This window comes from Holdemania sp. Marseille-P2844, from assembly GCF_900120005.1.
Taxonomy (GTDB): Bacteria; Bacillota_I; Bacilli_A; order Erysipelotrichales; family Erysipelotrichaceae; genus Holdemania.
In genome coordinates, this window is sequence record NZ_LT635452.1 from 120206 (window position 1) to 143974 (window position 23769).

Annotated in this window: 20 protein-coding genes and 1 riboswitch; of the genes, 15 read left to right on the plus strand and 5 right to left on the minus strand. The window is 48.6% G+C overall.

The features are described 5' to 3' along the window. Window positions 1-3: 3 nt before the first annotated feature. Entirely contained in the window at window positions 4-1206 is a 1203-nt protein-coding gene (locus BQ7364_RS10455; RefSeq protein ID WP_072684677.1) for a cytochrome c biogenesis protein/redoxin, read from the plus strand. Window positions 1207-1757: 551 nt separating this feature from the next. Here BQ7364_RS10455 and BQ7364_RS10465 read toward each other — a convergent pair. Further along, a complete protein-coding gene (locus BQ7364_RS10465) occupies window positions 1758-2543 on the minus strand; it encodes a copper homeostasis protein CutC (protein WP_072685048.1) in 786 nt (261 codons plus the stop codon). Between the two features lie 231 nt (window positions 2544-2774). Beyond that, window positions 2775-2875, plus strand: a riboswitch (purine riboswitch). Window positions 2876-2936: 61 nt separating this feature from the next. Here BQ7364_RS10465 and BQ7364_RS10470 point away from each other — a divergent pair. The 7 genes from BQ7364_RS10470 (at window position 2937) to BQ7364_RS18025 (ending at window position 14192) form a co-directional block, all read left to right on the plus strand. Beyond that, window positions 2937-4250: an NCS2 family permease gene (locus BQ7364_RS10470; RefSeq protein ID WP_072684679.1), complete on the plus strand. Its 1314-nt coding sequence runs from the start codon at window positions 2937-2939 to the stop codon at window positions 4248-4250. A 123-nt stretch (window positions 4251-4373) separates the two neighbouring features. Further along, on the plus strand, window positions 4374-5915 hold the full coding sequence (gene guaA / locus BQ7364_RS10475) for a glutamine-hydrolyzing GMP synthase (RefSeq protein WP_072684680.1): 1542 nt from the start codon (window positions 4374-4376) through the stop codon (window positions 5913-5915). Between the two features lie 849 nt (window positions 5916-6764). After that, window positions 6765-8141 (plus strand): ATP-binding protein, encoded by a 1377-nt coding sequence (locus BQ7364_RS10485; protein ID WP_072684681.1) that lies wholly within the window; start codon window positions 6765-6767, stop codon window positions 8139-8141. A 634-nt stretch (window positions 8142-8775) separates the two neighbouring features. Next, window positions 8776-11328 (plus strand): excinuclease ABC subunit UvrA, encoded by a 2553-nt coding sequence (locus BQ7364_RS10490; RefSeq protein ID WP_200798796.1) that lies wholly within the window; start codon window positions 8776-8778, stop codon window positions 11326-11328. A gap of 551 nt (window positions 11329-11879) precedes the next feature. Next, entirely contained in the window at window positions 11880-13040 is a 1161-nt protein-coding gene (locus tag BQ7364_RS10495; RefSeq protein ID WP_072684682.1) for a DUF349 domain-containing protein, read from the plus strand. A gap of 196 nt (window positions 13041-13236) precedes the next feature. Beyond that, window positions 13237-13725, plus strand: coding sequence for a pyridoxamine 5'-phosphate oxidase family protein (locus BQ7364_RS10500; protein WP_072684683.1), 489 nt, complete (start codon window positions 13237-13239; stop codon window positions 13723-13725). Between the two features lie 299 nt (window positions 13726-14024). Next, the gene (locus BQ7364_RS18025) at window positions 14025-14192 is read left to right on the plus strand and encodes a phospholipase D-like domain-containing protein (RefSeq protein ID WP_159432796.1); all 168 of its coding nucleotides are present in this window, start codon (window positions 14025-14027) and stop codon (window positions 14190-14192) included. 164 nt (window positions 14193-14356) lie between these two features. Here BQ7364_RS18025 and BQ7364_RS10505 read toward each other — a convergent pair whose 3' ends face one another. From BQ7364_RS10505 to BQ7364_RS10515, 3 genes are all read right to left on the minus strand, one after another. Then, window positions 14357-14815: a pyridoxamine 5'-phosphate oxidase family protein gene (locus BQ7364_RS10505; RefSeq protein ID WP_072684684.1), complete on the minus strand. Its 459-nt coding sequence runs from the start codon at window positions 14813-14815 to the stop codon at window positions 14357-14359. 4 nt (window positions 14816-14819) lie between these two features. Beyond that, window positions 14820-15281 (minus strand): MarR family winged helix-turn-helix transcriptional regulator, encoded by a 462-nt coding sequence (locus tag BQ7364_RS10510; protein WP_159432797.1) that lies wholly within the window; start codon window positions 15279-15281, stop codon window positions 14820-14822. Between the two features lie 133 nt (window positions 15282-15414). Then, the gene (locus BQ7364_RS10515) at window positions 15415-15894 is read right to left on the minus strand and encodes a peptidoglycan-binding domain-containing protein (protein WP_072684685.1); all 480 of its coding nucleotides are present in this window, start codon (window positions 15892-15894) and stop codon (window positions 15415-15417) included. A gap of 151 nt (window positions 15895-16045) precedes the next feature. Between BQ7364_RS10515 and BQ7364_RS10520 the strand changes: the two genes are divergently transcribed. The 4 genes from BQ7364_RS10520 (at window position 16046) to BQ7364_RS10535 (ending at window position 19293) form a co-directional block, all read left to right on the plus strand. Beyond that, the gene (locus BQ7364_RS10520; RefSeq protein ID WP_139248619.1) at window positions 16046-17029 is read left to right on the plus strand and encodes a hypothetical protein; all 984 of its coding nucleotides are present in this window, start codon (window positions 16046-16048) and stop codon (window positions 17027-17029) included. Further along, on the plus strand, window positions 17022-17348 hold the full coding sequence (locus tag BQ7364_RS10525; RefSeq protein ID WP_072684687.1) for a hypothetical protein: 327 nt from the start codon (window positions 17022-17024) through the stop codon (window positions 17346-17348). Before BQ7364_RS10520 ends, BQ7364_RS10525 begins: the two co-directional genes overlap by 8 nt. Window positions 17349-17498: 150 nt before the next feature. Continuing rightward, entirely contained in the window at window positions 17499-18392 is an 894-nt protein-coding gene (locus BQ7364_RS10530) for a hypothetical protein (RefSeq protein ID WP_072684688.1), read from the plus strand. Window positions 18393-18513: 121 nt separating this feature from the next. Then, window positions 18514-19293 carry a hypothetical protein gene (locus BQ7364_RS10535; RefSeq protein WP_072684689.1) on the plus strand — a complete coding sequence of 260 codons (780 nt, stop codon included), beginning with the start codon at window positions 18514-18516 and terminating at the stop codon, window positions 19291-19293. Here the strand turns inward: BQ7364_RS10535 and BQ7364_RS18390 are convergent. Further along, a complete protein-coding gene (locus tag BQ7364_RS18390) occupies window positions 19262-19411 on the minus strand; it encodes a hypothetical protein (protein WP_234973178.1) in 150 nt (49 codons plus the stop codon). The two genes, BQ7364_RS10535 and BQ7364_RS18390, sit on opposite strands and share 32 nt — an antisense overlap. Before the next feature lie 192 nt (window positions 19412-19603). Between BQ7364_RS18390 and BQ7364_RS10540 the strand changes: the two genes are divergently transcribed. From BQ7364_RS10540 to BQ7364_RS10550, 3 genes are read left to right on the plus strand one after another with little or no spacing between them, the layout of a single operon-like run. Beyond that, entirely contained in the window at window positions 19604-20029 is a 426-nt protein-coding gene (locus tag BQ7364_RS10540) for a MarR family winged helix-turn-helix transcriptional regulator (protein ID WP_072684690.1), read from the plus strand. A gap of 23 nt (window positions 20030-20052) precedes the next feature. After that, complete coding sequence (locus BQ7364_RS10545; protein ID WP_072684691.1) at window positions 20053-21792, plus strand: ABC transporter ATP-binding protein; 1740 nt, start codon at window positions 20053-20055, stop codon at window positions 21790-21792. Beyond that, window positions 21773-23671: an ABC transporter ATP-binding protein gene (locus BQ7364_RS10550; RefSeq protein WP_139248620.1), complete on the plus strand. Its 1899-nt coding sequence runs from the start codon at window positions 21773-21775 to the stop codon at window positions 23669-23671. The genes BQ7364_RS10545 and BQ7364_RS10550 overlap by 20 nt, the downstream gene beginning before the upstream one ends. The last annotated feature ends 98 nt before the right edge of the window (window positions 23672-23769 follow it).

The window sequence follows — 23769 nt, forward strand, 5'->3', positions numbered from 1 at the left end:
TGTATGAATAATCAAGCATGGCTTGTACTGACGGAGGGGTTCCTGTCGTTTTTCTCCCCCTGCGTTCTGCCGATTTTACCTGTCTACATGGCGTATCTGAGTCAGGATGCGCTGAAAAAGGATTTAACAGGCTGGCGGAAACGATTGCATATCTTTGGCTTTACGCTGGCGTTTGTGCTCGGCATCTGCACGGTATTCTTCATCGCGGCGATGTCGGCGAAGGGATTGAGCGGCTGGTTAAATGAGAACCGGTTGTTAATCTCGCTGCTGGGCGGGATTCTCATCGTTTTCTTTGGTCTGGTGCAGTTAGGCTGGATTCAGATTCCGTTTCTGATGCGGGAATTCCGGTTTACACAGAAGCAGGCTGGAAAAGAGGCCGGCAGCCTGCTTCAGGCTTACGCGATGGGGTTCTTATTCAGCTTTGCGTGGACGCCCTGCATCGGACCGATGCTTTCCTCAGTGCTGGTCGCCGCGGCGGCTTCATCCAGCAGCACGCTGCTGATCTTCTGTTACGGTCTGGGTTTCGTCGTTCCATTTTTAATCCTGGGATTATTTACGGAGGAAGCGCTGAACTGGCTGCAGAAGAAAAAGAGCTGGCTGCCGAAAGCGATGAAGCTGGGCGGAATTTTGTTGATCGTGATGGGCCTGTGGATGAGCGTTCCGGCGGTGGGGGCGATTTCCGAACAACTGCGCCGACAGCCGGCGAACTCAACGGCGGCTTCCAGCCAACCGCAGCCGACGGCGACCCCGTCCGTGGATGAAAACGGCCGCGAGATCATTCCGGCCTATGATTTCACCTTGACGGATCAGTATGGCAATACCCATACGCTTTCAGACTATAAAGGGAAGATTGTGATGCTGCAATTTTTTGCCACCTGGTGTACTTATTGCAAGGCGGAATTGCCTTCGGTGCAGGAGTTGTATGAAGAATTACCAGACGATCTGGTCATTCTGGTCGTCAATCAGCCGGGCGGAAGGGAAACCGACAAGCAGGGCGTCATCGACTTCCTGAATAAAAACGGATATACGTTCCCGACAGTCTTTGATGAGGACGGACAGGTCAATTATAACTATGGCGTGACCGGACTGCCGACGACGTATCTGATCAATACGGAAGGCAATGTATATGGCTATATGCCGGGGGCCATGGATAAGCAGACGATGCTGCAAATCATTGATATGGCGCGCAACAACGAAGCATATTGAGCGTGAGATTGAGCGAATTTTCAAAGGTCGGCAGTCGGGAAACGGGGAAGCGGCTGCTTGCTGAGGCCGTGAACTCAGGACGGATTTGCCGCAGATTTGAAAAGAGATAGAAAAGGAAACAGAAAAGGTAAATTTCAGAAATTGAAGTTTATCTTTTTTTTCATAGAAGTTGAATGGGATTGCAAACTGCAGAAGAAATGAAAAACAGGGCTAAAAATAAAAAAGTCGGAGCCACCGACTTTTCCAGGAATCAGGGTCTGCGAAAGGAAGCGCAGGACCCACGGGTTAAGTAAAATGAAAGAGAGGAAAAAGAGGAAACTTTTCATAAGGTTAAATTCATTTTACTTAGATCTAAACAGGAATTTGATCAGGACCATCAAGTTTCTGTTTATGGTTAGTAGTTTAAACTGGTTGGTAAAGATTGTCAAGCAATTTTCAACTTTGATTGTAAAAATTTCATCATTCATGAAAATAGTTTCTTTCGTGAAACTTACAAATAAGGAATGCATGACAATGTATTGAAAACTTCGGGACGCCAAGAAAGAACGGGATCATCCCGGAAACAGGGTAACGAGGGGATCTGGCTCTGCTTCGTCAAAGCTCCGGATTTGTTCCATGATCTTTTTCAGATTCATTTCCCCAACGGCCAGATATTCCAGCCCGGAGCGATCGCCGGCAGTATGATAATGGCCGGTGGATTCGTCGATCATCGTATTTTTGGCTGTCAGATGAATTTGTCCGGTATGCGCGAGCTTGAGAACCTGCCGGGCATTGTATTCCCGCACTCCGCCCCCAGGCAGAATCTGAATCTGATCGCCATAGAGATCCTGCAGGCGGCCTAATTCTTTGCAGCCTTCCACGATATTCGGATAGACTGCGCCGCCGCTGGTCAGCACACGTGTGATGCCGCAGCGGATCAGAGTCTTCAGCGAGTCTTCCATATTTTCTGTGCTGTCGTAAGCTTTGTGGAAAATGGCTTCCTTGCCCCGGGCAGCCTTAACCATTTGACAGGTCCGGTCTTCGTTAATGCTGCCATCCTCATTCAGAAAGCCGAAAACCAGACCGTCGGCGCCATGATCCATAAAGATCTCAGCATCCTTCAGCATAGCCTGAAACTGCGGCTCAGTATAATCGAAGCCGGCGCCCCGCGGCCGGATCATCACGCAGATCGGCAGGCTGACCCGACGTTTCGCTTCCAGGAATGTACCCAGCGACGGTGTCAGGCCACCCAGCTCCAGCGCGTGGTTCAATTCGATCCGATCTGCCCCCAGCTTTTCCGCCAGCAGGCAGTCGTCGACGCTGCCGCAGCAGACCTCGACAATAATGTGTTTTTTCATAACGATCTCCTTCCTTGAAATGACCTGGTTACCACCATGGATCATTTCCGGTGATTTGATTTCATTGTAGCCTTCATGTTTGGAAAGTGCAATCAGAAGTGATGCCGGAGATGGCATTTCCCCTTTTGATTTCGATTTTGTTTCCAATCCGGAATGTTTTCTTTCTTGATTTCCGTAGAAAATCGTTAAAACGCAGGAAAACACTGGTCACTGTCAGGAACCTCTGCTATAATGACAAACGTAAAAGTTCACCGTATATTCCTGAGGATCGGGCACAGGAGTTTCTACATGGCGGCCGTAACCGTCATTCTACGATGGAAGCCTTTCTTCATGCTTCTGTCCTCGGGAAGCTTTTTCTTTTACGGCGAAGCTTTTTAGAAAGTAAGGGGAATTATGTTAGAAAAGTTATTTAAGCTGTCTTCTCACAAAACGACGGTCAAAACGGAAATATTGGCCGGTCTGACCACCTTCTTAGCCATGGCGTATATTCTGGCGGTTAATCCGGGTATGCTGGGGGCCACGGGCATGCCGGTACAGTCCGTCTTCCTGGCGACGGCGATTGCGTCTGGCATCGCCTCCATTCTGATGGGCGTGCTGGCGAACTATCCGGTTTCCTTAGCTCCGGGCATGGGCGTCAATGCGTTCTTCACTTATACCGTCTGCATGCAGTTCGGCTACAGCTGGCAGGCGGCTCTGGCCGCGGTCTTTGTTTCTGGAATAATCTTCATCGTTATTTCGGTCACAGGCTTGCGTAAAATGATCATCAACGCAATTCCGCAGCAGCTGAAACTGGCCATCGGCGCGGGCATCGGCTTCTTCATCGCGTTTATCGGCTTGAAGAATGCCGGCATCATCGTCGCCAATGAATCGACGTTCGTCGCTTTGGGAAAACTGACGGATCCGGTGGTTCTGCTTGCGATCTTCGGGTTGGCGCTGACGCTGATCCTGTTGGCAAAGAAAGTCACGGCGGCCGTGTTCTGGGGCTTGATCGGCACCGCGGTGGTCGGGGTCATCGCGGGATTGTGCGGAGTAGCGAATATGCCGCAGCTGCCGACGGCGATCATGCAGTTCAACTTTGAAATGCCGACGCTGGGTGCGTTTATGAGCGGCTTCGGCGAACTGTTTTCACATAAAGATTTCATCGTCGTCATCTTCTCCTTCCTGTTTGTTGACTTCTTTGATACGGCGGGAACGCTGGTTGCAGTGGCAAACCGGGCAGGGTTGGTCAATGAAAAAGGTGAACTGGAAAATATTGAAAAAGCACTGCTTTCGGACTCCGTCGGCACCTGTGTGGGCGCTGTCTTGGGGACTTCGACGGTAACGTCGTTTGTAGAATCGACCTCGGGTGTTGAGGTAGGCGGACGGACGGGCTTAACCGCGGTGACGACCGGCGTTCTGTTCTTGTTGTCGATTGTCTTCTTCCCGCTGCTTTCCGTCGTGACCAGCGCGGTTACGGCGCCGGCTCTGATCGTCGTCGGAATTCTGATGGCGCAGCAGCTGGGCGGCATCGAATGGGATAACTTCATCTTCGCGTCGACCGGCTTCATGGCGATCATTATGATGATTCTGTGCTATTCGATTTCCGACGGTATCGCGTTAGGGTTTATCACCTATGGCGCGGTGATGCTGGGCAGCGGCAAGGCGAAGGAAGTCCGGCCGATTATCTGGATTCTGGATATCGTCTTTATCCTGTATTTCATCATCTGATTCATCCATCATTTTCTGTGGTAATCCGCCACTTTCGATGGTAAAATAAACAAAGGAAAAAGTGAATTAGAATACTCGTTATTTTAATTCACTTTTCAATTCCAAAACAAAGGAGGCAACACGATGGCTGATAAAATTATCGTTCTCGATTTCGGCAGTCAATATAACCAGCTGATCGCCCGGCGGATCCGGGAGTTCGGCGTCTACAGTGAGCTGCATCCCAATACGATGACGCTGGCGGAGATCCAGGCCCTGGGGGATGTGAAAGGCATTATTTTCAGCGGCGGACCGAACAGCGTCTATGATGAGAATGCGTTCAAATGTGATCCGGCAATCTTTACGAGCGGTCTGCCGATTCTGGGAATTTGTTACGGCATGCAGATGACGCATTTCATGAACGGCGGCGACGTGCGTTCGTGCAACAGTAAGGAATATGGGCGGACTGAGATTGAGATTGAATCGGATTCTCTGTTGTTCAAGGGGCTGCCAAAGAAGCAGACCGTCTGGATGAGCCATGGCGATCAGGTGTCCAGGCTGGCTCCGGGGTTTGTGAAGGACGCTTCCAGCTCTACTTGTGAATTTGCTTCGACGAGCAATCCGGAAAAGCGGATATATACGGTACAATTCCATCCGGAAGTGCGGCACAGCGAATATGGCAACGAGATGCTGAAAAACTTTGTATTTGAAATCTGCCATGCGCAAAATAACTGGTCAATGCACAATTACATCGACATGCAGATTGAGAAGATCCGCGCTCAGGTCGGTTCGGACAAGGTTCTGCTGGCCTTATCGGGCGGGGTGGATTCCTCTGTCGTGGCGGCGTTATTGCACAAGGCGATCGGATCGCAGCTGTATTGCATGTTCATTGATCATGGCCTGCTTCGCAAAGGTGAGGCAGAGAGTGTCATGGAGACGTTCGGTCGGAATATGAAGCTGAATCTGAGGAAGATCGACGCGTCGAAGAAATTTCTGGATAAGCTCAAAGGGGTATCGGATCCGGAACAGAAGCGGAAAATCATTGGCAATGAGTTTGTCTATACGTTTGATGAGGAAGTCAAGAAGCTGGCAGAGGGTGAGAATATCCACTGGCTGGCGCAGGGTACGCTGTATACAGATGTGATCGAAAGTGGTACGCAGACCGCCCAGACGATCAAGTCGCATCACAATGTCGGCGGTCTGCCCAAGGATATGCAGTTCCAGTTGATCGAACCGCTGAACACGTTGTTCAAGGATGAAGTGCGGCAGTTGGGCAAGGAGCTGGGCCTGCCGGACGAAATGGTATGGCGGCAGCCGTTCCCGGGGCCGGGATTGGGAATTCGTGTTTTAGGCGAGATCACGGAAGAAAAATTAATGATGGTTCGTGAATCGGATGCGATTTTGCGCGAAGAAATAGCGAAGGCAGGACTTGAACGGGACATCTGGCAGTATTTCACCGCGCTGACGAATATGAAGTCGGTGGGTGTCATGGGCGATCAGCGGACGTATGATTACGCCATCGCGATCCGGGCGGTCACTTCGATCGACGGGATGACCGCGGATTGGGCACGAATTCCATTTGACGTATTGAGTGTAATTTCCAGTCGGATCGTTAACGAAGTGCCTCATGTCAATCGTGTGCTGCTGGACATCACGTCCAAGCCGCCGGGAACGATCGAATTTGAATGAGTTTATGGACTGAAAAAAACTAGTGTTTATGCCGGATTCAAACAAATTTGTTTAAGTGCTGGCAATGATTTGGCAACATGTGATCCCTACTGATGTAATAATTTCTAAAGAAATAGTATAGAAAAACCTTATTGACTTCCTTTTCCACTTCTGGATATCGAAAATCAGTAAGGTTTTTAATGTTTATTTTTCTTTTTTAGTTCACTCATAAGAAAATCGCTAAGTGTTTTCGAGGAAACTTTTATCCAGTGATGAGAGTTGTCAAGTTCTTATATTTACAGCGCCATTGTTTGTCTTCTTCATTGGTAATTTCGCCTTGATCCAGTTAGATAGTTTTTTTAAAATCTATGAAACAGACAAAAGAAAACGGGTGAAGGAAAATACATGAAAATCCAAAAGCTATGTGATATGCACAACGATACTTCATTATTTTGAATTATGTAAGATGGAGAAAATAGAGACAAAGGATATTATCGCGGAACAGAATGAGTTGCTATCTTATCAAAATGAATTCGGGCAGCCATATTCTGCTACTCATCTTATAATAATACACGGTCAATTAAACTCTATTTTTAATCATGCAGTAAGATTTATCGCTTACTCTCTAATCCGGCGCGGAAGCCTGAGCAATGGGATCAGAGGAATATAAGGAAATGATGTTCTGGACAAAAGAGGAATATCTGAAATTTGCAGATGACATGATGGATAAACCATAATCTTATTATTCGTTTTTCTATGTGGTTAAGTCATTTTCTTGATTGATATAGCTAATTTTCAAATTAAGAAACTGGCTTTATTGAATAAACTTGGATTATAATAAGGGCATATAAAAATAGGATGGATAATTTAATGAATATAAAGCAACTAATTGGTGAGACATCTGAATATGATAAGAAACTTCTTCTTGAAGAAAGAAAGCCTAAAAGTTGGTGTAAAAGTGTTAGTGCTTTTGCAAATTCATTTGGTGGTTTTTTGATTTTTGGGGTTTCTGATGATGATGAAATAGTTGGCTTAGAAAAGCCGGAGAAAGATGCGGAAAAGATTAGCGAAATAATTAAATCAAAGCTCAATCCAATACCTGAATTTAATCTAAGATTTGAAAATACAAATAATCAAACAGTAATCATTTTAGAGGTTTTTAAGGGCTTTGAAACACCCTATTATTATAGTGGGGATGGCGTATTGGAAGCCTATATAAGAGTTGGGAATGAGAGTGTAAAAGCATCTCCGATAGAATTAAAACGTTTAGTGCTTCGTGGGAGAAATTCATCTTTTGATTCACAAGATTCTACATATAAAATTGAAGACTATGCTTTTTCAAAGTTAAGAGAAAGATATAAAAAGTGGACAGGGAATAGTTTTGATGACAAAGATTTGATTTCATTTGGATTAGTTGATTCAAATGGTCAATTAACCAATGCCGGTGCTTTATTTGCGGATGAGAGTCCAATTCGTTGGTCAAGATTATTTTGTACGCGATGGAATGGATTAAATAAGAGTGGCGGTTCTATTGATGCCATTGATGATGCGGAATATGAAGGAAGTATCATTTCCTTAATTGAAAATGGAGAAACTTTTATTAAACGCAATAGTAGATTAATGTGGAGAAAAACTGCGAATTCAAGAGAAGAAATGCCGGAATATGTAGAACGCAGTTACCACGAAGCGTTAATTAACGCATTAGCTCATCGCGATTATTTAATTAATGGAAGTGAAGTTCATATTGATATTTTTGATGATCGGCTGGAAATTTATTCTCCGGGTGGAATGCCAGATGGATCGATAATTCAAGATAGAGACCCATTAACAATACCATCAACACGTAGAAATCCGGTTTTAGCTGATGTGTTAAATCGTTTAGGCTATATGGAAAGAAAAGGGAGTGGTTTTGGTAAAATTATTAACGGGTATGAGTTGCAGATCAATTATGATGACAAGAAAAAACCAATATTTCGTTCTGATCGTTATCAATTTACGGTAATAATGCCAAACCTAAATTATGTTGTCCCTCAGGATGTCCCTCAGAATGTCCCTCAGGATGTCCCTCAGGATAATGTAGAAAAAAGAATACTTCAATTAATACGTGCGAATAATAAAATAAGCACAGAAAAGATGTCAGAGGCAATAGGAGTTAGTTCAAAGACAATTAAACGGCGTATTAAAAATATGCATAATATCAGATTTGTAGGCCATGGTTCTAATGGGTATTGGGAGATTAAAGAGTGATTAAGGTTCAAGGATAATGGGGTAATAAAAAAGACATAAGAGGAGGAAAAAAGAAGGAATCAGAATATTAGTGGTTATTTGTGAGGCTTGTATCATTGAAACTGAAATATCATAAGCGTCTCAACTATAAAGAAAGAACCAACTTTGCGGTAATCAAGGCAGAGGAAGCAGGAGACAATGAAGAGAAGGAAAGGGGAAGAATGGCAACAGATCATAGAGAACTATCGAGCCAGCGACTTAAGTTCCAGCCAGTTCTGTAATCATAAAGGGATCAAATTAAAAACTTTCTACAATCACATCTATAAGCAAAATAAACGTAAAGAAGAACCGCATCACTTCATTTTTGTTTAAGTGGAAGCGGAGTCAGTGAAAACCGAGTTCAGATCCATGGATGGAACTCGCTTGGGACAGCGGATTCCAGATCGAAAGCAGCATCGCATTCTGCGGCTGTGTATTTGACACTTACTCATGATCTATGTAATTACCGTGTTAAACTTCAATCATTATCCGCAAGCCTGGACAGAAACCTTCGCGAAATATCCTGGGAAGCTCAATTTAATGCCTGAGAATTTCGGATAAAATGAGCATTAGAAATGAACTGGTTCATGCCTGGAATCGAACAGGAGGTAGATCAATGGAACAGAGGAAAGCCAGAATGCAGCAAGCGTTACGCATGGAACCTGATTCAGTACCCAATGCGATCCAGGTGCGTGGAGCGCGTGTCCATAATTTAAAGAATATCAATGTCGATATTCCGCTGAATCAAATTGTCGGGATCGCGGGCGTATCAGGTTCCGGCAAATCTTCATTAGCCCTGGGTGTCTTATATGCGGAAGGTTCACGCCGCTATCTTGACGCTCTTTCAACGTATACACGCAGACGGATGACACAGGCTGCCAAGGCGCAGGTTGATGAAGTACTCTATGTTCCTGCCGCGCTGGCATTGCATCAAAGGCCTGCGGTTCCGGGAATCCGCAGTACCTTCGGCACGGGAACTGAACTTTTAAACAGCCTGCGTCTGATGTTTTCCCGGCTTGCCCATCATCGCTGTCCCAACGGACACGTTTGTCCGCCATCGTTAGCCGTTGCCGCGGGACAGGAATTGATCTGTCCGGTGTGCGGGGAACATTTCTTTGCTCCATCCGCAGAGGAGCTGGCCTTTAACAGTCAGGGAGCCTGCCGGAAGTGCGGCGGTACCGGAATCGTCAGGACTGTAGATTTGTCAACGCTGGTTCCCAACGAATCGCTGACGATTGATGAAGGCGCGGTCGTTCCCTGGAATACCCTGATGTGGTCGCTGATGACGGATGTCTGCCGGGCAATGGGCGTCCGGACTGACGTTCCATTCTCGGAATTGACGGCCAAGGAACGTGAGATCGTTTTCTACGGTCCGGCTGAAAAGAAACATATATTTTATAAAGCCAAGAACACCAATCAGGCCTGCGAGATTGATTTTACGTATTTTAACGCTGTTTATACCGTGGAGAACGCGCTTGCCAAAGTGAAAGATGAAAAAGGCATGAAGCGCGTTGAAAAATTTCTGAAGCAGGACAGCTGTCCGGAATGCGGAGGTTCGCGGCTTTCCGTGGCGGCCCGGGCGCCGAAGCTGCGCGGTATTTCGCTGGATGAAGCCTGCCGGATGACCTTATCTCAGTTAACACTCTGGGTTAAGGAGGTTCCGGAATCCCTGCCAATAGAGATGCGGCCAATGGCCTTTGCGATCTGCGAATCCTTTCAGACTGCAGCGAAACGGCTGATGGATTTGGGACTGGGCTATCTGACATTGGACCGGGCGGCGTCAACGTTATCAACTGGCGAACGTCAGCGGATGCAGCTGGCCCGCGCTGTGCGCAACCGCACAACCGGCGTGCTGTATGTTCTGGATGAACCCTCAATCGGGCTGCATCCTTCCAATATCGTGGGACTAACCGGGGTGATGCATGATTTAATTAAGGATGGAAATTCAGTCGTTCTGGTCGATCATGATACGCAGATCCTGAGGGAAGCGGACTGGATTGTGGAAATGGGGCCGGGAGCCGGGGCCGAGGGAGGACAGGTGATCGCCGAAGGACCGCTGAATGAAATTAAAGAAAACGCTCAATCGCAGATCGGACCATTTTTGGCGGGAACCGCCGTTGTTGACGTATGTCGGCGGACAATTTCCGAAGATCTGTTCAAGCTGGGAAAAATCCATCTGTCGACCGCTGCGCTGCATACCGTTAAGCCGTTGGAAGCCGATATCCCAAAAGGCCGGCTGACCGTGGTAACCGGGGTTTCGGGGTCCGGCAAGACGACATTCATTTTGGAAAGTCTAATTCCAGGCCTGGAAGCCCTGATCGGCGGGAAGCCGCTGCCGAACCATGTGCGCTCACTGGAGGCAGGGGATATCAGTCAGGTCAAATTGATCGATGCAACGCCGATCGGCATTAACGTCCGCTCAACGGTCGCCACTTATGCCAATGTTCATGATGAATTACGAAAGGTATATGCGCGGACCCCACAGGCGAAAACGCTGCATTATTCAGCCGGGGATTTTTCTTACAACACCGGCAAGCTTCGCTGTCCCACCTGTGATGGAACAGGCACGATCAGCCTCGACGTGCAATTTTTGCCGGATGTGGAAATTCCCTGTCCGGATTGCAGGGGCTCGCGGTATGCCAAGACGGCGGACTCCATTCGCCGGCAGAATAAAATGGAACACGGGTATGCGCTGCCGGAATTGATGGCGATGGATGTCAAACATGCGCTGAATGCCTGTTCCGATTTAAAAACAGTCAGCCAGCGGCTTCAGACATTGCAGGAGCTGGGACTGGGCTATCTGACTTTGGGCGAAGCGACGCCGAGCTTGTCCGGCGGTGAGGCACAACGGCTGAAGCTCGCGTCAGAAATGGGGCGGCAGCAGGAAAACACGGTCTTCGTCTTCGATGAACCGACGATCGGCCTGCATCCACTGGACGTCCGCACCCTGCTTGTGATCCTTGACCGATTAGTGGAGAAAGGGGCGACGGTAATCGTGATTGAGCACGATCTCGACGTGATTGCCAACGCCGATTATCTGATCGACATGGGACCGGGCGGCGGCGAGGACGGAGGACAGATCGTGGCCGTTGGAACCCCGGAAGCAGTGGCGGCCAATCAGGAAAGTATAACGGGCAAGTATTTGCGGAAACATCTGCAGCCGGAATAAGGCTGGATCAAAAAAATTCTGCCATGATTTATGGGGGGCGGATTGAAGCACAGCTGCCAATGAATATATGGATCAAAGATCGTGGTCAGCAGAAATTTTATTATTATCGAAGCGGGGCTGTCAGGCGCTATTTTTGCGGAAATTGACAGGGAGCGAAGAAACGCTCGAACGATGGCAAATCAGAACTGATTTTCATGCACAAAAGGATATTGGATCATGATTCGTTAAGAATCCAACTTTACAGCGGCTAAACTTTTGCGAGTAAGGAAATGGAAGGCTGGAACACGCGGGTTGATGTGGTATTTCTGTTTATGAAGAAACATTGACGTCAGGATCAGAACTTTGCGGCAGCGCTTGAATGGCTTGGATGAAACGTCGATGAATTTTGGTTTATCAAACCCGGAATGAGGTCTGAGTTCATACTGGAAAAATAATACGAAATTGAATGAACTTCCGGGCAGAACCAATATCATTTTTGTCCTGTTTAATGGTATAATAAACCTATGAACGCAATTTGAAGTCATAGAGCTTGTAATGGAGGGTGAACAACGATGGCAATGGACGACATGAATGAAGTACGGGATTTTGATGAAGATATCAAAGACCGAAAAGCACTTATTGAAGAAGCGAAGCAGCTCGATCTTTCAAAGAACTGGAATGAAATCGCTTCGGCAGTTATGAATTTAAAGAAAAGATGGAAGCGGATTTCGTATTGGGAATCAGCTTATGAAGATGAACTGGCGGATGAATTCGAAAAGATGATCGACGCTTTCTATGCCAAGCGCAACGAAGGATTCCAGAGTATTCAGAAGGCGAAACAGGAGTTGATTGAACGCGCTCAGGAATTGTCAAAGTCGGAAAACTGGAATCAGGCGACAGAGGAAATGAACGAACTGATGCGGCAGTGGAAAGCTTTGGGTTCGGCTGGGAAAGAAACTGACGATCAGCTGTGGGAGTCGTTCAACGAAGCGCGCAATGCGTTCTTTGACCGCAAGCGTCAGAATTGGGAAGAGCGAAAGGCGAAATCCGTGAATGCGCAGCAGGTAAAAAAAGAATTGATCAAAAAGGCGGAAGCGCTGGCGGATTCGGAAGAGTGGCAGAAGACTGGCGATCAGCTCAGAAAGCTGATGGATGAATGGAAAAATGCCGGCTTTGCGGGCAAAGACGTCGACGATCAGCTGTGGAACGAGTTCAATGAGGCACGTCAAAAATTCTATGATCGCCGCAGCGCAGCCTACGCGCAGATTCATGAGCGTCAGCAGCAGGTGGCTGAGAAGAAAAAAGAACTGATCGATCAGGCGATCACGATCGTCGCACAGAAAGAATATAACCGTGAGAATACCGAAAAGATGAAACGGCTGAACGTGCTGTGGAAAGAAGCTGGATCCTGCGGCAAGGAGAAAGAAGACGCATTGTGGAAAGAATTCCGTTCTGCGGCAGATGATTATTTCTCCGGCTTGAAGCAGTTTAACGAACAGAAGCACAACGATTGGATCAAACGGATGCAGGAGGTTCGCAACCGGAAAATGGAATTGATCCAGTCCCAGCAACGTCAGCTGAAATGGATGAAAAACGAACTGCCGACCCTGTTGAGTCAGACGGCGGCGGATGAAATGGCTGAAGATATTAAAGATAAGGAAGACTTTATTCAGGAACTGGAAGCTGATCTTGCGGAAATTAACGAAAAGCTCGGCGTCGGCACTAAAAAATAAATCGTCAGAAGGAAGCTCGCAAAAAGAGCTTCTTTTTGTCATAAGATTGAGCGAGGTGAACAAGGCGAAATAACCGCTGGCAAATCACTTGATGAATGCCGTCGCCTTCTAACCCGAAGCATAAAGATACGGTTGTTCTGTTATCAAGGGAAAGACAGTCGTTTCCAATGTCAGATCGAAAGAGGAGAGTAAAACGATGAAAACAACAATGCGCAGAAAAAATCAGGCTTTAACTGAAGAAGAATGTATTGCCATATTGCAGAATGGGACCTCAGGGGTGCTGGCGACAGCCGGCGAGGACGGGGATTATCCGTATGCCGTACCGCTCAGCTATGTTTATTGGAATTCCCGTCTTTATTTTCATTGTGCCGGAGAAGGGCATAAACTGGAAGCGATTGCCCGCAATCCCCGGGTGTCGTTCTGCGTCGTCGATCAGGATCAGGTTGTTCCGGATAAATATACGACGTATTTCCGCAGTGTGATCGTCTTTGGAAAGGCTCGAATTTTGACTGAAGCTGAAGGGAAGCGGATTGCTCTGGAAAAACTGGCTGAACGATTTTCCCCCGAATATCCAAAAGGACGCAAGGCGGAAATTGATAAATTATTTAACGTCGTAACGATGGTAGAAATTCAGATTGAAGCGATGACGGGAAAAGAAGCGAAGGAACTGCGAAAAATACGATAGCTGCGTATTTTTCAGCGGTGTTGGTGAATTAAGACAATTTCAAAAGGCAGGTAAAATGGAAGAAGTGATGATGAACTATTCTGTTTCTTGTTACATAGAAGAGGCTGACAGGTACACTGTGGGAAAGAGGAAACACCTGATGAAATTCTTTTAAGGAAGAATAAACCATGAAAAACCTTGCGGATATTCTGAGAGACAGCCGATGAGAAACGACAATCTCTTTGAATATTGAAAATAAGTGTTAAATCCGCACACTCAGTAGTTTTTCTTCCAACTCTTGTTAGATTTAAAAAAAATGGATGTGCGGCCTGGATGTGAGAACGCCGGCGGTCAATCAGCTGCATGATGATTTCCTGAAAACTCAGGTCGTCTCTCAGCTGATTACAATAGAAGACTGCCGCAAGTTCCAACCGTTGATCAAGCGTTGGATCGTCAATGTGATCAAGTTTTTTGCACCGTTGATGTAACTGAAATCAAGCGAAGAAATAAAAATGCGCTGGATTCTCACTTTGCCTGTGGGAACTCAGCGCATTTTTTTGATTCAGGATCAAGTCTTCTACCGTCAGACAGAGAAAGTTGCGTTTCAGCGGCAAGATAGCTCCTGGAAATCAATCGAAATATGAAACCAGGATCATTCTTGATCGGAGCTCGCCGATGATTGATCGCTGTCGCTCAGTTTAAAATCTTCCGTCTTTCCTTCACTGTAAAAGCGTCCACAGGCTGCGGTGAATTTTAAGACGCAGTAATCCGGATCGTCGACTCCCAATGGATAATACATCGTGTCCGTCGGCTGCCAGATCGACGCTTTGGCTTCATGATCTGTCAGAACTTCCATCGTTCCTTTTAACTGAATTCCGACGAATTTCTGCTTTCCCTGCTTGTAAAAGTAAACGCTGGCTTTTGGCTGAGTCCGAAAGATCTGAACCTTTTGCGAGGAGGTGTTGGTAGAGAAATAGAATGCGGTGCGGCCGTCAATCCGCCGCGGGGCGAACATTGCTTTCTGACTTGGAAATCCATCCTCGTCAACGCCGGCGACCACGGCAACTTTCTGTGTGCGAATAAAACGGATGATTTCATCTTGATTCATCATGCTCTTAACCCTCATTTCTTTCCTGATTTTGTTCGGCCTGACGCAGTGTTGTCAAGATTCGCCGCAGATAGGCTTCAAACTGATCCTTTTCCGCTTCGCTGAACCCGGTGTAAAAAAGGACGTTCATCCGTTGGGAAACAGCGTCGTATTTCTGCTGGAGTGAAACGGCGTAATCGGTCAGCGTGATCAACGTCTGCCGGCGATTGTCCGGATTGCTTTCCCGCCGCACGATGCCATGCGCGACCATCGTATCAATCATGATCGACACCGTATTTTTAGCCAGGGATGTCCGCTTGCTGATTTCGCTGATCGTACAGGGGGATTGCTTCCACAGGACGAATAAAATCCGGCCCTGACCGCCGCTGATCTTCAATCCTTGCTCGCTTAAAAAGCGTTCAAAGATTCGATCTTGAAGCTGTTTAATCTGCGTGATGTAAAAACCGCCTAGTGTTTCGATGGGGACCACCTCGAGGATTTCAACTATATGTTCTATATAGAACTATAAATATGATAATCCATTCCCAATCTGCCGTCAAGCCTGAATCTGAATGAAAAAGGTCTGGATTCCAGACCTTTTCCCTCCTGTAAAGTTGTTTTGTTTACTGCAGGCGGTTGATGACGCGATCCCAGGTGTTGTTGCCAATGACTCCGTCGACCGTTAAGCCATTGAGAGCCTGGAAGGTTTCCACAGCACGCTTGGTGTTCTGACCGAAGTTGCCGTCGACGACCAGGCGTGGATTGGGAGCGATCAGCTCATTCAGATATTGCTGGAATTTCTGGACACCCAGACCGACGTTGCCGACACGCAGCGTGCGCGTTGATTTGTTGCGCTCCACCGCCGGACTCGGCAGGTTTTTGAATTCCTGGATAATCTTATCCCAGGTCGTCTGTCCAAGAATGCCGTCGACATTCAGGTGATAAACATACTGGAAAACAGCGACCGCAAATTCGGTCTTCTGACCGTAAATGCCGTCCTCCTCCATCGGCGTCAGATTCGGCGCGGCCAGGATCTGGTTGATATAATACTGCATTTTCTTGACGTCGATTCCATTACTTCCCAACTGTAAGGTGTATGCCATTTTGCATTCCTCCTTTCCCTGTATGCTATGCGTTGAAACCGGGGTGGGTTAGGCGGGCAAAGGCGGATGTCAAACCGATTGATGAATTTGTCAGTTTTTACGCTGTGCACGTCGGTTTTTCCTGTATAATGAAGAAAAGGGGTTAATGTTGATGAAGAATGGGAAGGTCTTGGCAGCGGGGGCGATCGGTCACTTCCTGGTCGATTTTGCCTGCGCGGCGTTTCTGCTGCGGCATAATGGAGAAACGATATACTGGACGGAGCTGTTGATCCTTTATAATTTCTGCGCGTTTGCGCTGCAGATGCCATTGGGAATTCTGGCGGACCGCTGGCCGGCGCTTCCCTGGGCGGCCGGGGGTGCTCTTTTGTGCGCCGCGGGAGCCTTGCCGCTGCCGTTAGCGGCGCTGGGACTGATTTTGGGACTTGGCAACGCGGCGTATCATCTGGGGATTGGAAAACCGTTGATGGAGGCGGAATCCGGCAGCGCGGCACTGGGGATCTTTGTCGCGCCGGGAGCGCTGGGCATTACGCTGGGAACATGGGCCGCCAAGATGAATAGGATTTCGATCCTGCCGCTGAGCGTTGTTCTGATTGGGCTGGCGTTTGTTGTTTACCGGCTGCGGTGGCAGCCGCAGGAGCACCGGAGGGAAAAGAAATGTTCCTTTTCTTTAACGGGGGTGATCTGTTTGTTTCTTGTCGCCGCTCTGCGGTCCTTTGCCGGTTTCACCTGGCCGCTGTCCTGGAAAGCTCAGGCGTTGATTCCGCTGACATTGGCTGTCGCGGGGGGCAAAGCGGCGGGCGGGATCGCTGCCGATTACTGGGGACTGAAGAAAACGGCGCTGTTTTCGCTGGGCCTGAGCTTTCTTTGCTTTTTAAAAGCCAACTGGATCGTTGCCGGACTGAGCGGCGTATTTTTATTCAATATGACGATGCCGCTGTGTCTGAAGCAGATGCATCGACAGTTTCCGGAACATGCCGGATTTGTGTTCGGACTTTTAACGTTTGCGCTGTTTCTTGGGTTTGTGCCGGTGATCCTGGGCATAACGACGGTGACGAAAGCGCAGACGCTGATTTTGATCGCGCTGTCCTGGCTGGGTTTGGGAATGGCCTTTAAAAGGGGGCAGGACGATGTTTAGATCGCTGATTCTGTCGCTGATGATGACGTGGCTGCTGGAGCTGAGCTTTGCGTTTCTGCTGGGGATCCGGCGCTGGAAAGATCTGATTCTGATCATGTTGGTCAATCTGATGACCAATCCGGCGGTTGTTTACCTGGCGCTGACCTTCCGGTACTCCCTGCCTTCGTGGCTTCTGATTACGATGCTGGAAAGTCTGGCAGTCGTGGTGGAAGCACTGTATTACCGAAGCTATGCGCTGACGATCCGTCATCCCTGGCTGTTCTCGCTGGCGGCTAACGTTTTCTCCTATGGCGTCGGCTGGCTGCTGCAGCACGGCTGATCAATTAATGTCTGTGAAAGTCAGGCTGAAAAAGCGGACTTTCCTTGCGAAATCATCTTCATCATTTATTGATACAACGGATATTGCAGAACCGGAAACATCGAAGTCGTTTTATTGATATAGCGGATATTGCAGAAAGGGGGAAAAATCATGGAAAGAAAATCAGATTGGGTCATGATGAAAATTTTCAGCATTCTGATTCTGGTGGCGGGATTGTTGACACCGGTAAGCGCGGATGTGATCGCGGAACCGCAAGATCCTTTTTATAAAGAACATGCCGAAGAATGCACTTATGTGGGGCAATATTATCGGGTAATTGCCGTCAAAGGTGCTCCGCTTTACGCCGCTCCGCAATCTGCGGAAGTCCTCGGACAGGTGCCGTTGGGAGAAGAAATCTGGATCGACTTTACGTATGTTTCAGAAATTGGCGATGTCTGGGGTGTTCAGGCGCTGGAAGGCGATCTGGCCGGTTCTTCAGTCTGGCTGAATCTGGCGGATCTTCAGACAGAAATGAATGATGCGATTTTTTTCAAGGAACATCAGGAAGAAATAGAACTGATCGACGACGTATTTGCGCCGGATTCTTTTTCCGGTTATTTATGCTTTTATGAGTATCCCGGAGCGGACAGTGTGTACGAATATACCGACGCTGAAAGTCTTCTGGAAAGCCCGGTGCCGGTGTGCGGGCTGTTTAAAACAGAGACGGAAGAGGTGTGGCTGTATACCCTTAATTATTTTAGACATCAGGGATGGTTTCAGCGCGATCAGCCCGTGGTGGAACAGGCGCCGCTTTTGAACTACCTGCGCGGTCATATTCAGGCAGATGAAGACGGCACGCTTCAGGTTGCTCCTTTTGTGACGCCGCAGCCGGCTGTCCTCACGCCGCAGCCGGACAGGACAGACAGACCGGCAAGACGCGGCTCAGTCCGCCAATACATCGCGATCTCTTCATCGCCGGATGGCTTGATCGGCGGTCTGGTGCTCGCTGTCGTTGTGGTGACCGGCGGTTTGATCGCTGTTTTCTGGAGAAAACCGAAACGCTAGCCAGCCTTGGCGAGGGACAAGACACAAGATCGAACGATGATCGTTGAGGCAAGGGGCGTGAAAATAAATGAAGAAAATCAAAAGCACAGAAGTGCATGGAAAAATACAGGGAGGGACAACGATGAAGAAGTTTTTGAAAATAGCCGCGGCGATGATGCTGCTCGCAGGCAGTGCGGCGACCCTGCATGCGGATCTGATCGTCTGTCCGGAGGATGATTTCTTCAAGGAACACGACGAGGAATGCGAGTATGTCGGACAGCTTTACACGGCGGCTGGGGATGCGGGGGTTGTCTATGTTTATTCCAGCCCGATTTCCAATGAAATCGTCGGAGAAATTCCCAACGGCACAGATATCTGGATTGATTTTACTTACCAGACGAAAGAAGGCGTTTTGTGGGGCGTGCAGACGCCGCGGCGCGATCTGAGTCTGGGGCAGTGGATGAATCTGACGGAATTTGAAATCGCAAAGACAGCCGAGGATTTCGAGCGGGAACATCAGGATGCGCTGGAGCCCATCGAGCAAACCTACACTCTAAACGAACCGCGCGGCTATCTGACGTTGTGGGAATATCCGGGATCGGAACACATTGAAAATTACATCGACAGCTGGAATTTGGATCCCAAGACGGTCATTCGGATCACGAAGAAATATACGGACGAGTCAGGACAGGTCTGGTTCTATATTGAGGTTGACGCGGGGATGTATGGCTGGATTCGGGAAGGTCAAAAGCTGACGCCGATGGGCTGGAAAATTACTGGTATCTGGATCAGGGAACGTATGCCCCGACGAAGCCGACGCCCCGTCCGACTGCCCCGATCCCGCGCGTTCCGCTCGATTCACCGCGGCCGACCCACGGTTCTGTGGATCCTTATCTTAAGAAACGCCCGGAGTTTACGCTGATGCTTGGCGCGGGCATTGCCGGCGTGATCGCCCTGACTGCGCTGACGATCGTCCGTTTCTGGAAAAAACGATAACCGTTTTTGCGCGTGGAATAATCCACGCAGGTCAGTAATTTCAAGTTTATCAATCTCGTTAAAGCGAACATGTCCAGTGGAAACGTTCGCTTTTTTATTAAATTTATACGCTTTCCCGGAAGAAATGAAGCTGATTTTATTCGTTAAATTTCACATAAAATTCACAACAAATAAGATTGACAAGCGGGAAGATCAGAGTAAAATGTTAGTATCCTAACAAAAAGGGAGTGATACTGATGCAGCGAAGAATTGGTTATGAAATTCGTGAAGTCCAACAGATGATTCATCAAAAGATGGAACAATTCCGTCACGAGAACGGCTGTGAACTGACGTTAGTTCAAACTCGGACAATCGGTTTTTTGATTGCCAGTCGGGGGCAGGATGTCTTCCAGCGAGATCTGGAAAAGGAATTGCGCATTCGCCGGTCGACCGCCAGCGAAATTCTGAACGTCCTGGAGCGCGACGGTTATCTTCATCGAATTCCCGCCCCGCATGACGCCCGGCTGAAAAAACTGGTGCTGACTGAAAAGGCGCTGCAGCTGAATCAGAAGATGACCGAGAATATTGATCGGATGGAAGCCCTGCTTTCCCAATCGATCTCCCCGGATGACCAGGAACACTTTTTTTCTGTTTTGGATCAATTAAAAAAGAATCTGGAATAACGTAAAAGAGGAAGGAGAATGTTATGATTCAACGATTGCTTCAAGAAGTAAAAGAATATAAAAAAGCTTCCTTGCTCGCGCCGGCGCTGATGGTCGGCGAAGTGGTCATGGAGCTGATGCTGCCGTTTTTGATGTCGTTCATCATTGACTCCGGCGTCAATCAGGGCGACATGGCCGCGGTGTTTAAATACGGAGCGCTGATGCTGCTCTGTGCATTTTTATCTCTGTTCTGCGGGATGCTGAGCGGAAAATATGCGGCGTACGCTTCGGCAGGGTTTGTGAAGAATTTGCGGAAAGCGATGTTCGAAAGTATCCAGAAATTCTCATTTGCCAATATTGACAAATATTCGACCTCTGGTCTGGTTACCCGCATGATGACCGACGCGACCAATGTCCAAAACGCCTATCAGATGATTCTGCGGATGTGCGTGCGCGCGCCGCTGATGCTGGTGGTGGCGATGTCGATGACGTTTATGATCAACGGCAAGCTGGCGATGGTCTTCTTCTACGCGATGATTTTTCTGGGGGCGATCCTGAGCTTCATCACGCTGAAGGCCCATCCGATGTTCCGCAAAACGTTCCGCAAATATGACGATTTAAACGCGAGCGTTCAGGAAAACGTCACGAATATCCGCGTTGTCAAAGCGTATGTCAAGGAAAGTGCGGAGACCGATAAATTTAAAACCGCAGCCGGCAACCTGAAAAAGATGTTCATGAAAGCTGAGAACATTCTGGTGTTCAACAATCCGGTCATGCAGCTGACGATGTATTGCTGCATCCTGGCGCTGAGCTGGATGGGTGCGCGGATGATCGTCGGCAGCGCGCTGACAACGGGCGAGCTGATGAGCTTGTTTACCTACACGATGAATATCCTGATGAGTTTGATGATGCTGTCGATGATCTTCGTCATGCTGAGTATGTCGATGGCTTCGGCCCAGCGAATCGCGGAGATTCTGGAGGAAAAGCCGAGCATCGTCAATCCGGAAAATCCGGCGATGACTGTGGCCGACGGCTCGATCGAGTTCGATCATGTGGCGTTCGGTTATTATGCCGGAAAGGATAAATATGTTTTAGAAGACATTAATTTGAAGATCAAAGCCGGAGAAACCATTGGAATTCTCGGTCCGACCGGTTCCAGTAAATCCACGCTGATGAGCCTGATTCCACGACTATATGACGCCAGCGAGGGCACAGTCCGCGTCGGCGGCGTCGATGTCCGTCATTATGATCTGGATTCGCTGCGCAACAGCGTCGCGATGGTATTGCAGAAAAACGTCCTGTTTTCCGGGACGATCAAGGATAATCTGCGCTGGGGCAACGAACAGGCCACGGATGAGGAAATGATCCATGCCTGCAAGCTTGCCTGCGCCGACGAGTTCATCCGGCAATTCCCGAAGGGTTACGACACCTATATCGAACAAGGCGGAACTAACGTCTCCGGCGGTCAGAAGCAGCGCTTGTGCATCGCGCGGGCATTGCTGAAAAAACCGAAAGTTCTGATTCTTGACGACAGCACCAGCGCCGTCGATACCCGCACCGACAGTATGATCCGCAAGGCGTTCCGGGAAGAAATTCCGAATACGACCAAGCTGATCATTTCACAGCGGATATCCTCCATTGAAGACGCCGATCGGATCGTCGTGCTTAACGAAGGGCGGATTGAAGGCGTGGGCACGCATGCGGAACTGTTGGCGAGCAACGCGATTTATCAGGAAGTCTACGAAACGCAGAAGAAAGGAGAGGATGAACATGAGCAGGCCTAGAAACGTGGGAACCAACGGCGAAAAGCTGAACACGAAAGTGCTGGGACGACTGATGAGCTACATCCTCAGCCGATATAAATTCCGTTACGCTATCGTTCTGATCTGTATTATTATTTCATCGCTGGCTTCAGTCGCGTCTTCAGTCTTCATGAAAACGCTGATCGACGGCTACATCACACCGTTAGTGCAAAGCGCCAGTCCGGATTTTACGCCGCTGTTTCAGGCGTTAAGTACAATGGCTTGTATCTATTTGGTAGGTGTGATTTCGAATCTGGCTTATCAGAAAATTTTGGTTGTTATTTCTCAAGGCACGATGAATGATTTGCGGAATGATCTGTTCAGCCACATGGAAAAACTGCCGATCCAATATTTTGATACGCATGCGCATGGGGATATCATGAGCGTCTATACCAACGATATTGATACGCTGCGGCAGGTTATCTCCCAGAGCATTCCTCAATTTCTGTCCTCGCTGTTTACGATCGTTTCGGTTTTCTTCTCAATGATCGTCATGAGCGTGCCGCTGACGCTGGTCACCCTGATGATGGTTGTGGTCATGCAGTTTGCGCTGCAGAAAATCATGCGCAAGTCAGGTCGTTACTTTGGCGCGCAGCAGCGGCAGCTGGGGAAAGAAAACGGATATATCGAAGAAATGATGGAAGGCGCGAAGGTCGTCAAGGTGTTCACGCATGAACAGAAGGCGATCGAGGAATTCAATCAGATCAATGAGGATCTGTGCGAAGCTTCCTACAAAGCAAATAAATATGCCAATATCCTGATGCCGATCGTTGGCAATCTGGGCAACATCTCCTATGTTCTGTGTGCGTTTATCGGCGGCGTGTTGGCAGTCAACGGCATCAGCGGTTTGACACTGGGCGGCCTGGCCTCCTTCCTGGCTTTGAATAAATCGTTCAACGGTCCGCTGAACCAGATTTCGCAGCAGCTGAACTCCGTCATCATGGCGATGGCCGGCGCGGAGCGGGTTTTCAAGTTGTTGGATGAACCGCACGAAGTGGATGACGGCCGCGTAACGCTGGTCAATGTCAATAAAGATGAGGCGGGACGGCTGAGTGAAGCGGAAATGACGACAGGCCACTGGGCCTGGAAACATTGCCATGAGGACGGCAGCGTCGATTATGTCGAACTGACCGGCGACGTTCGCTTCCACGATGTCAGCTTCGGCTATGTTGAAGGCAAAACCGTACTGCATGACATCGAACTGTTTGCCGAGCCGGGGCAGAAGCTGGCCTTTGTCGGCGCGACCGGCGCGGGCAAAACGACGATGACCAACCTGATCAATCGATTCTACGACGTACAGAAAGGCTCGATCACCTATGACGGCATCGACGTTAAGCTGATCCGCAAGGATGATCTGCGGCGGTCGTTAGGGATTGTTCTGCAGGATACCCATCTGTTCACCGGCACGATTGAGGACAATATCAAATATGCCCGGCCGGAGGCGACGCATGAAGAAGTTGTGGCGGCAGCTAAACTGGCGAATGCTCACTATTTCATCAAGCATCTGGAAAAAGGCTACGATACCTGGCTGACCCGCGATGGTTCTTCATTGTCGCAGGGACAGCGGCAGCTGATCTCCATCGCCCGGGCTGCGCTGGCCAATCCACCGGTACTGATTCTGGATGAAGCGACCTCTTCGATTGACTCGCGAACCGAGAAACTTGTGCAGGAAGGCATGGATAAGCTGATGAGCGGCCGGACGACCTTCGTCATCGCTCACCGGTTGAGTACGATTAAAAACTCGCACGCGATCATGGTCATGGATCATGGCCGGATTATCGAACGGGGCAATCATGAACGTCTGCTGGAAAAGCATGGCGTCTACTATCAGCTGTATACCGGCTTGATCGAAAACGACTGACAGGCGGGAGTTCCCGTCTGTTTTTCCTGTTGGCCCGGAATTCGAATTATGAAATGAGGGCGGACGTGATGCAGAGAAAAAATGCTTTTAAAGCTCAG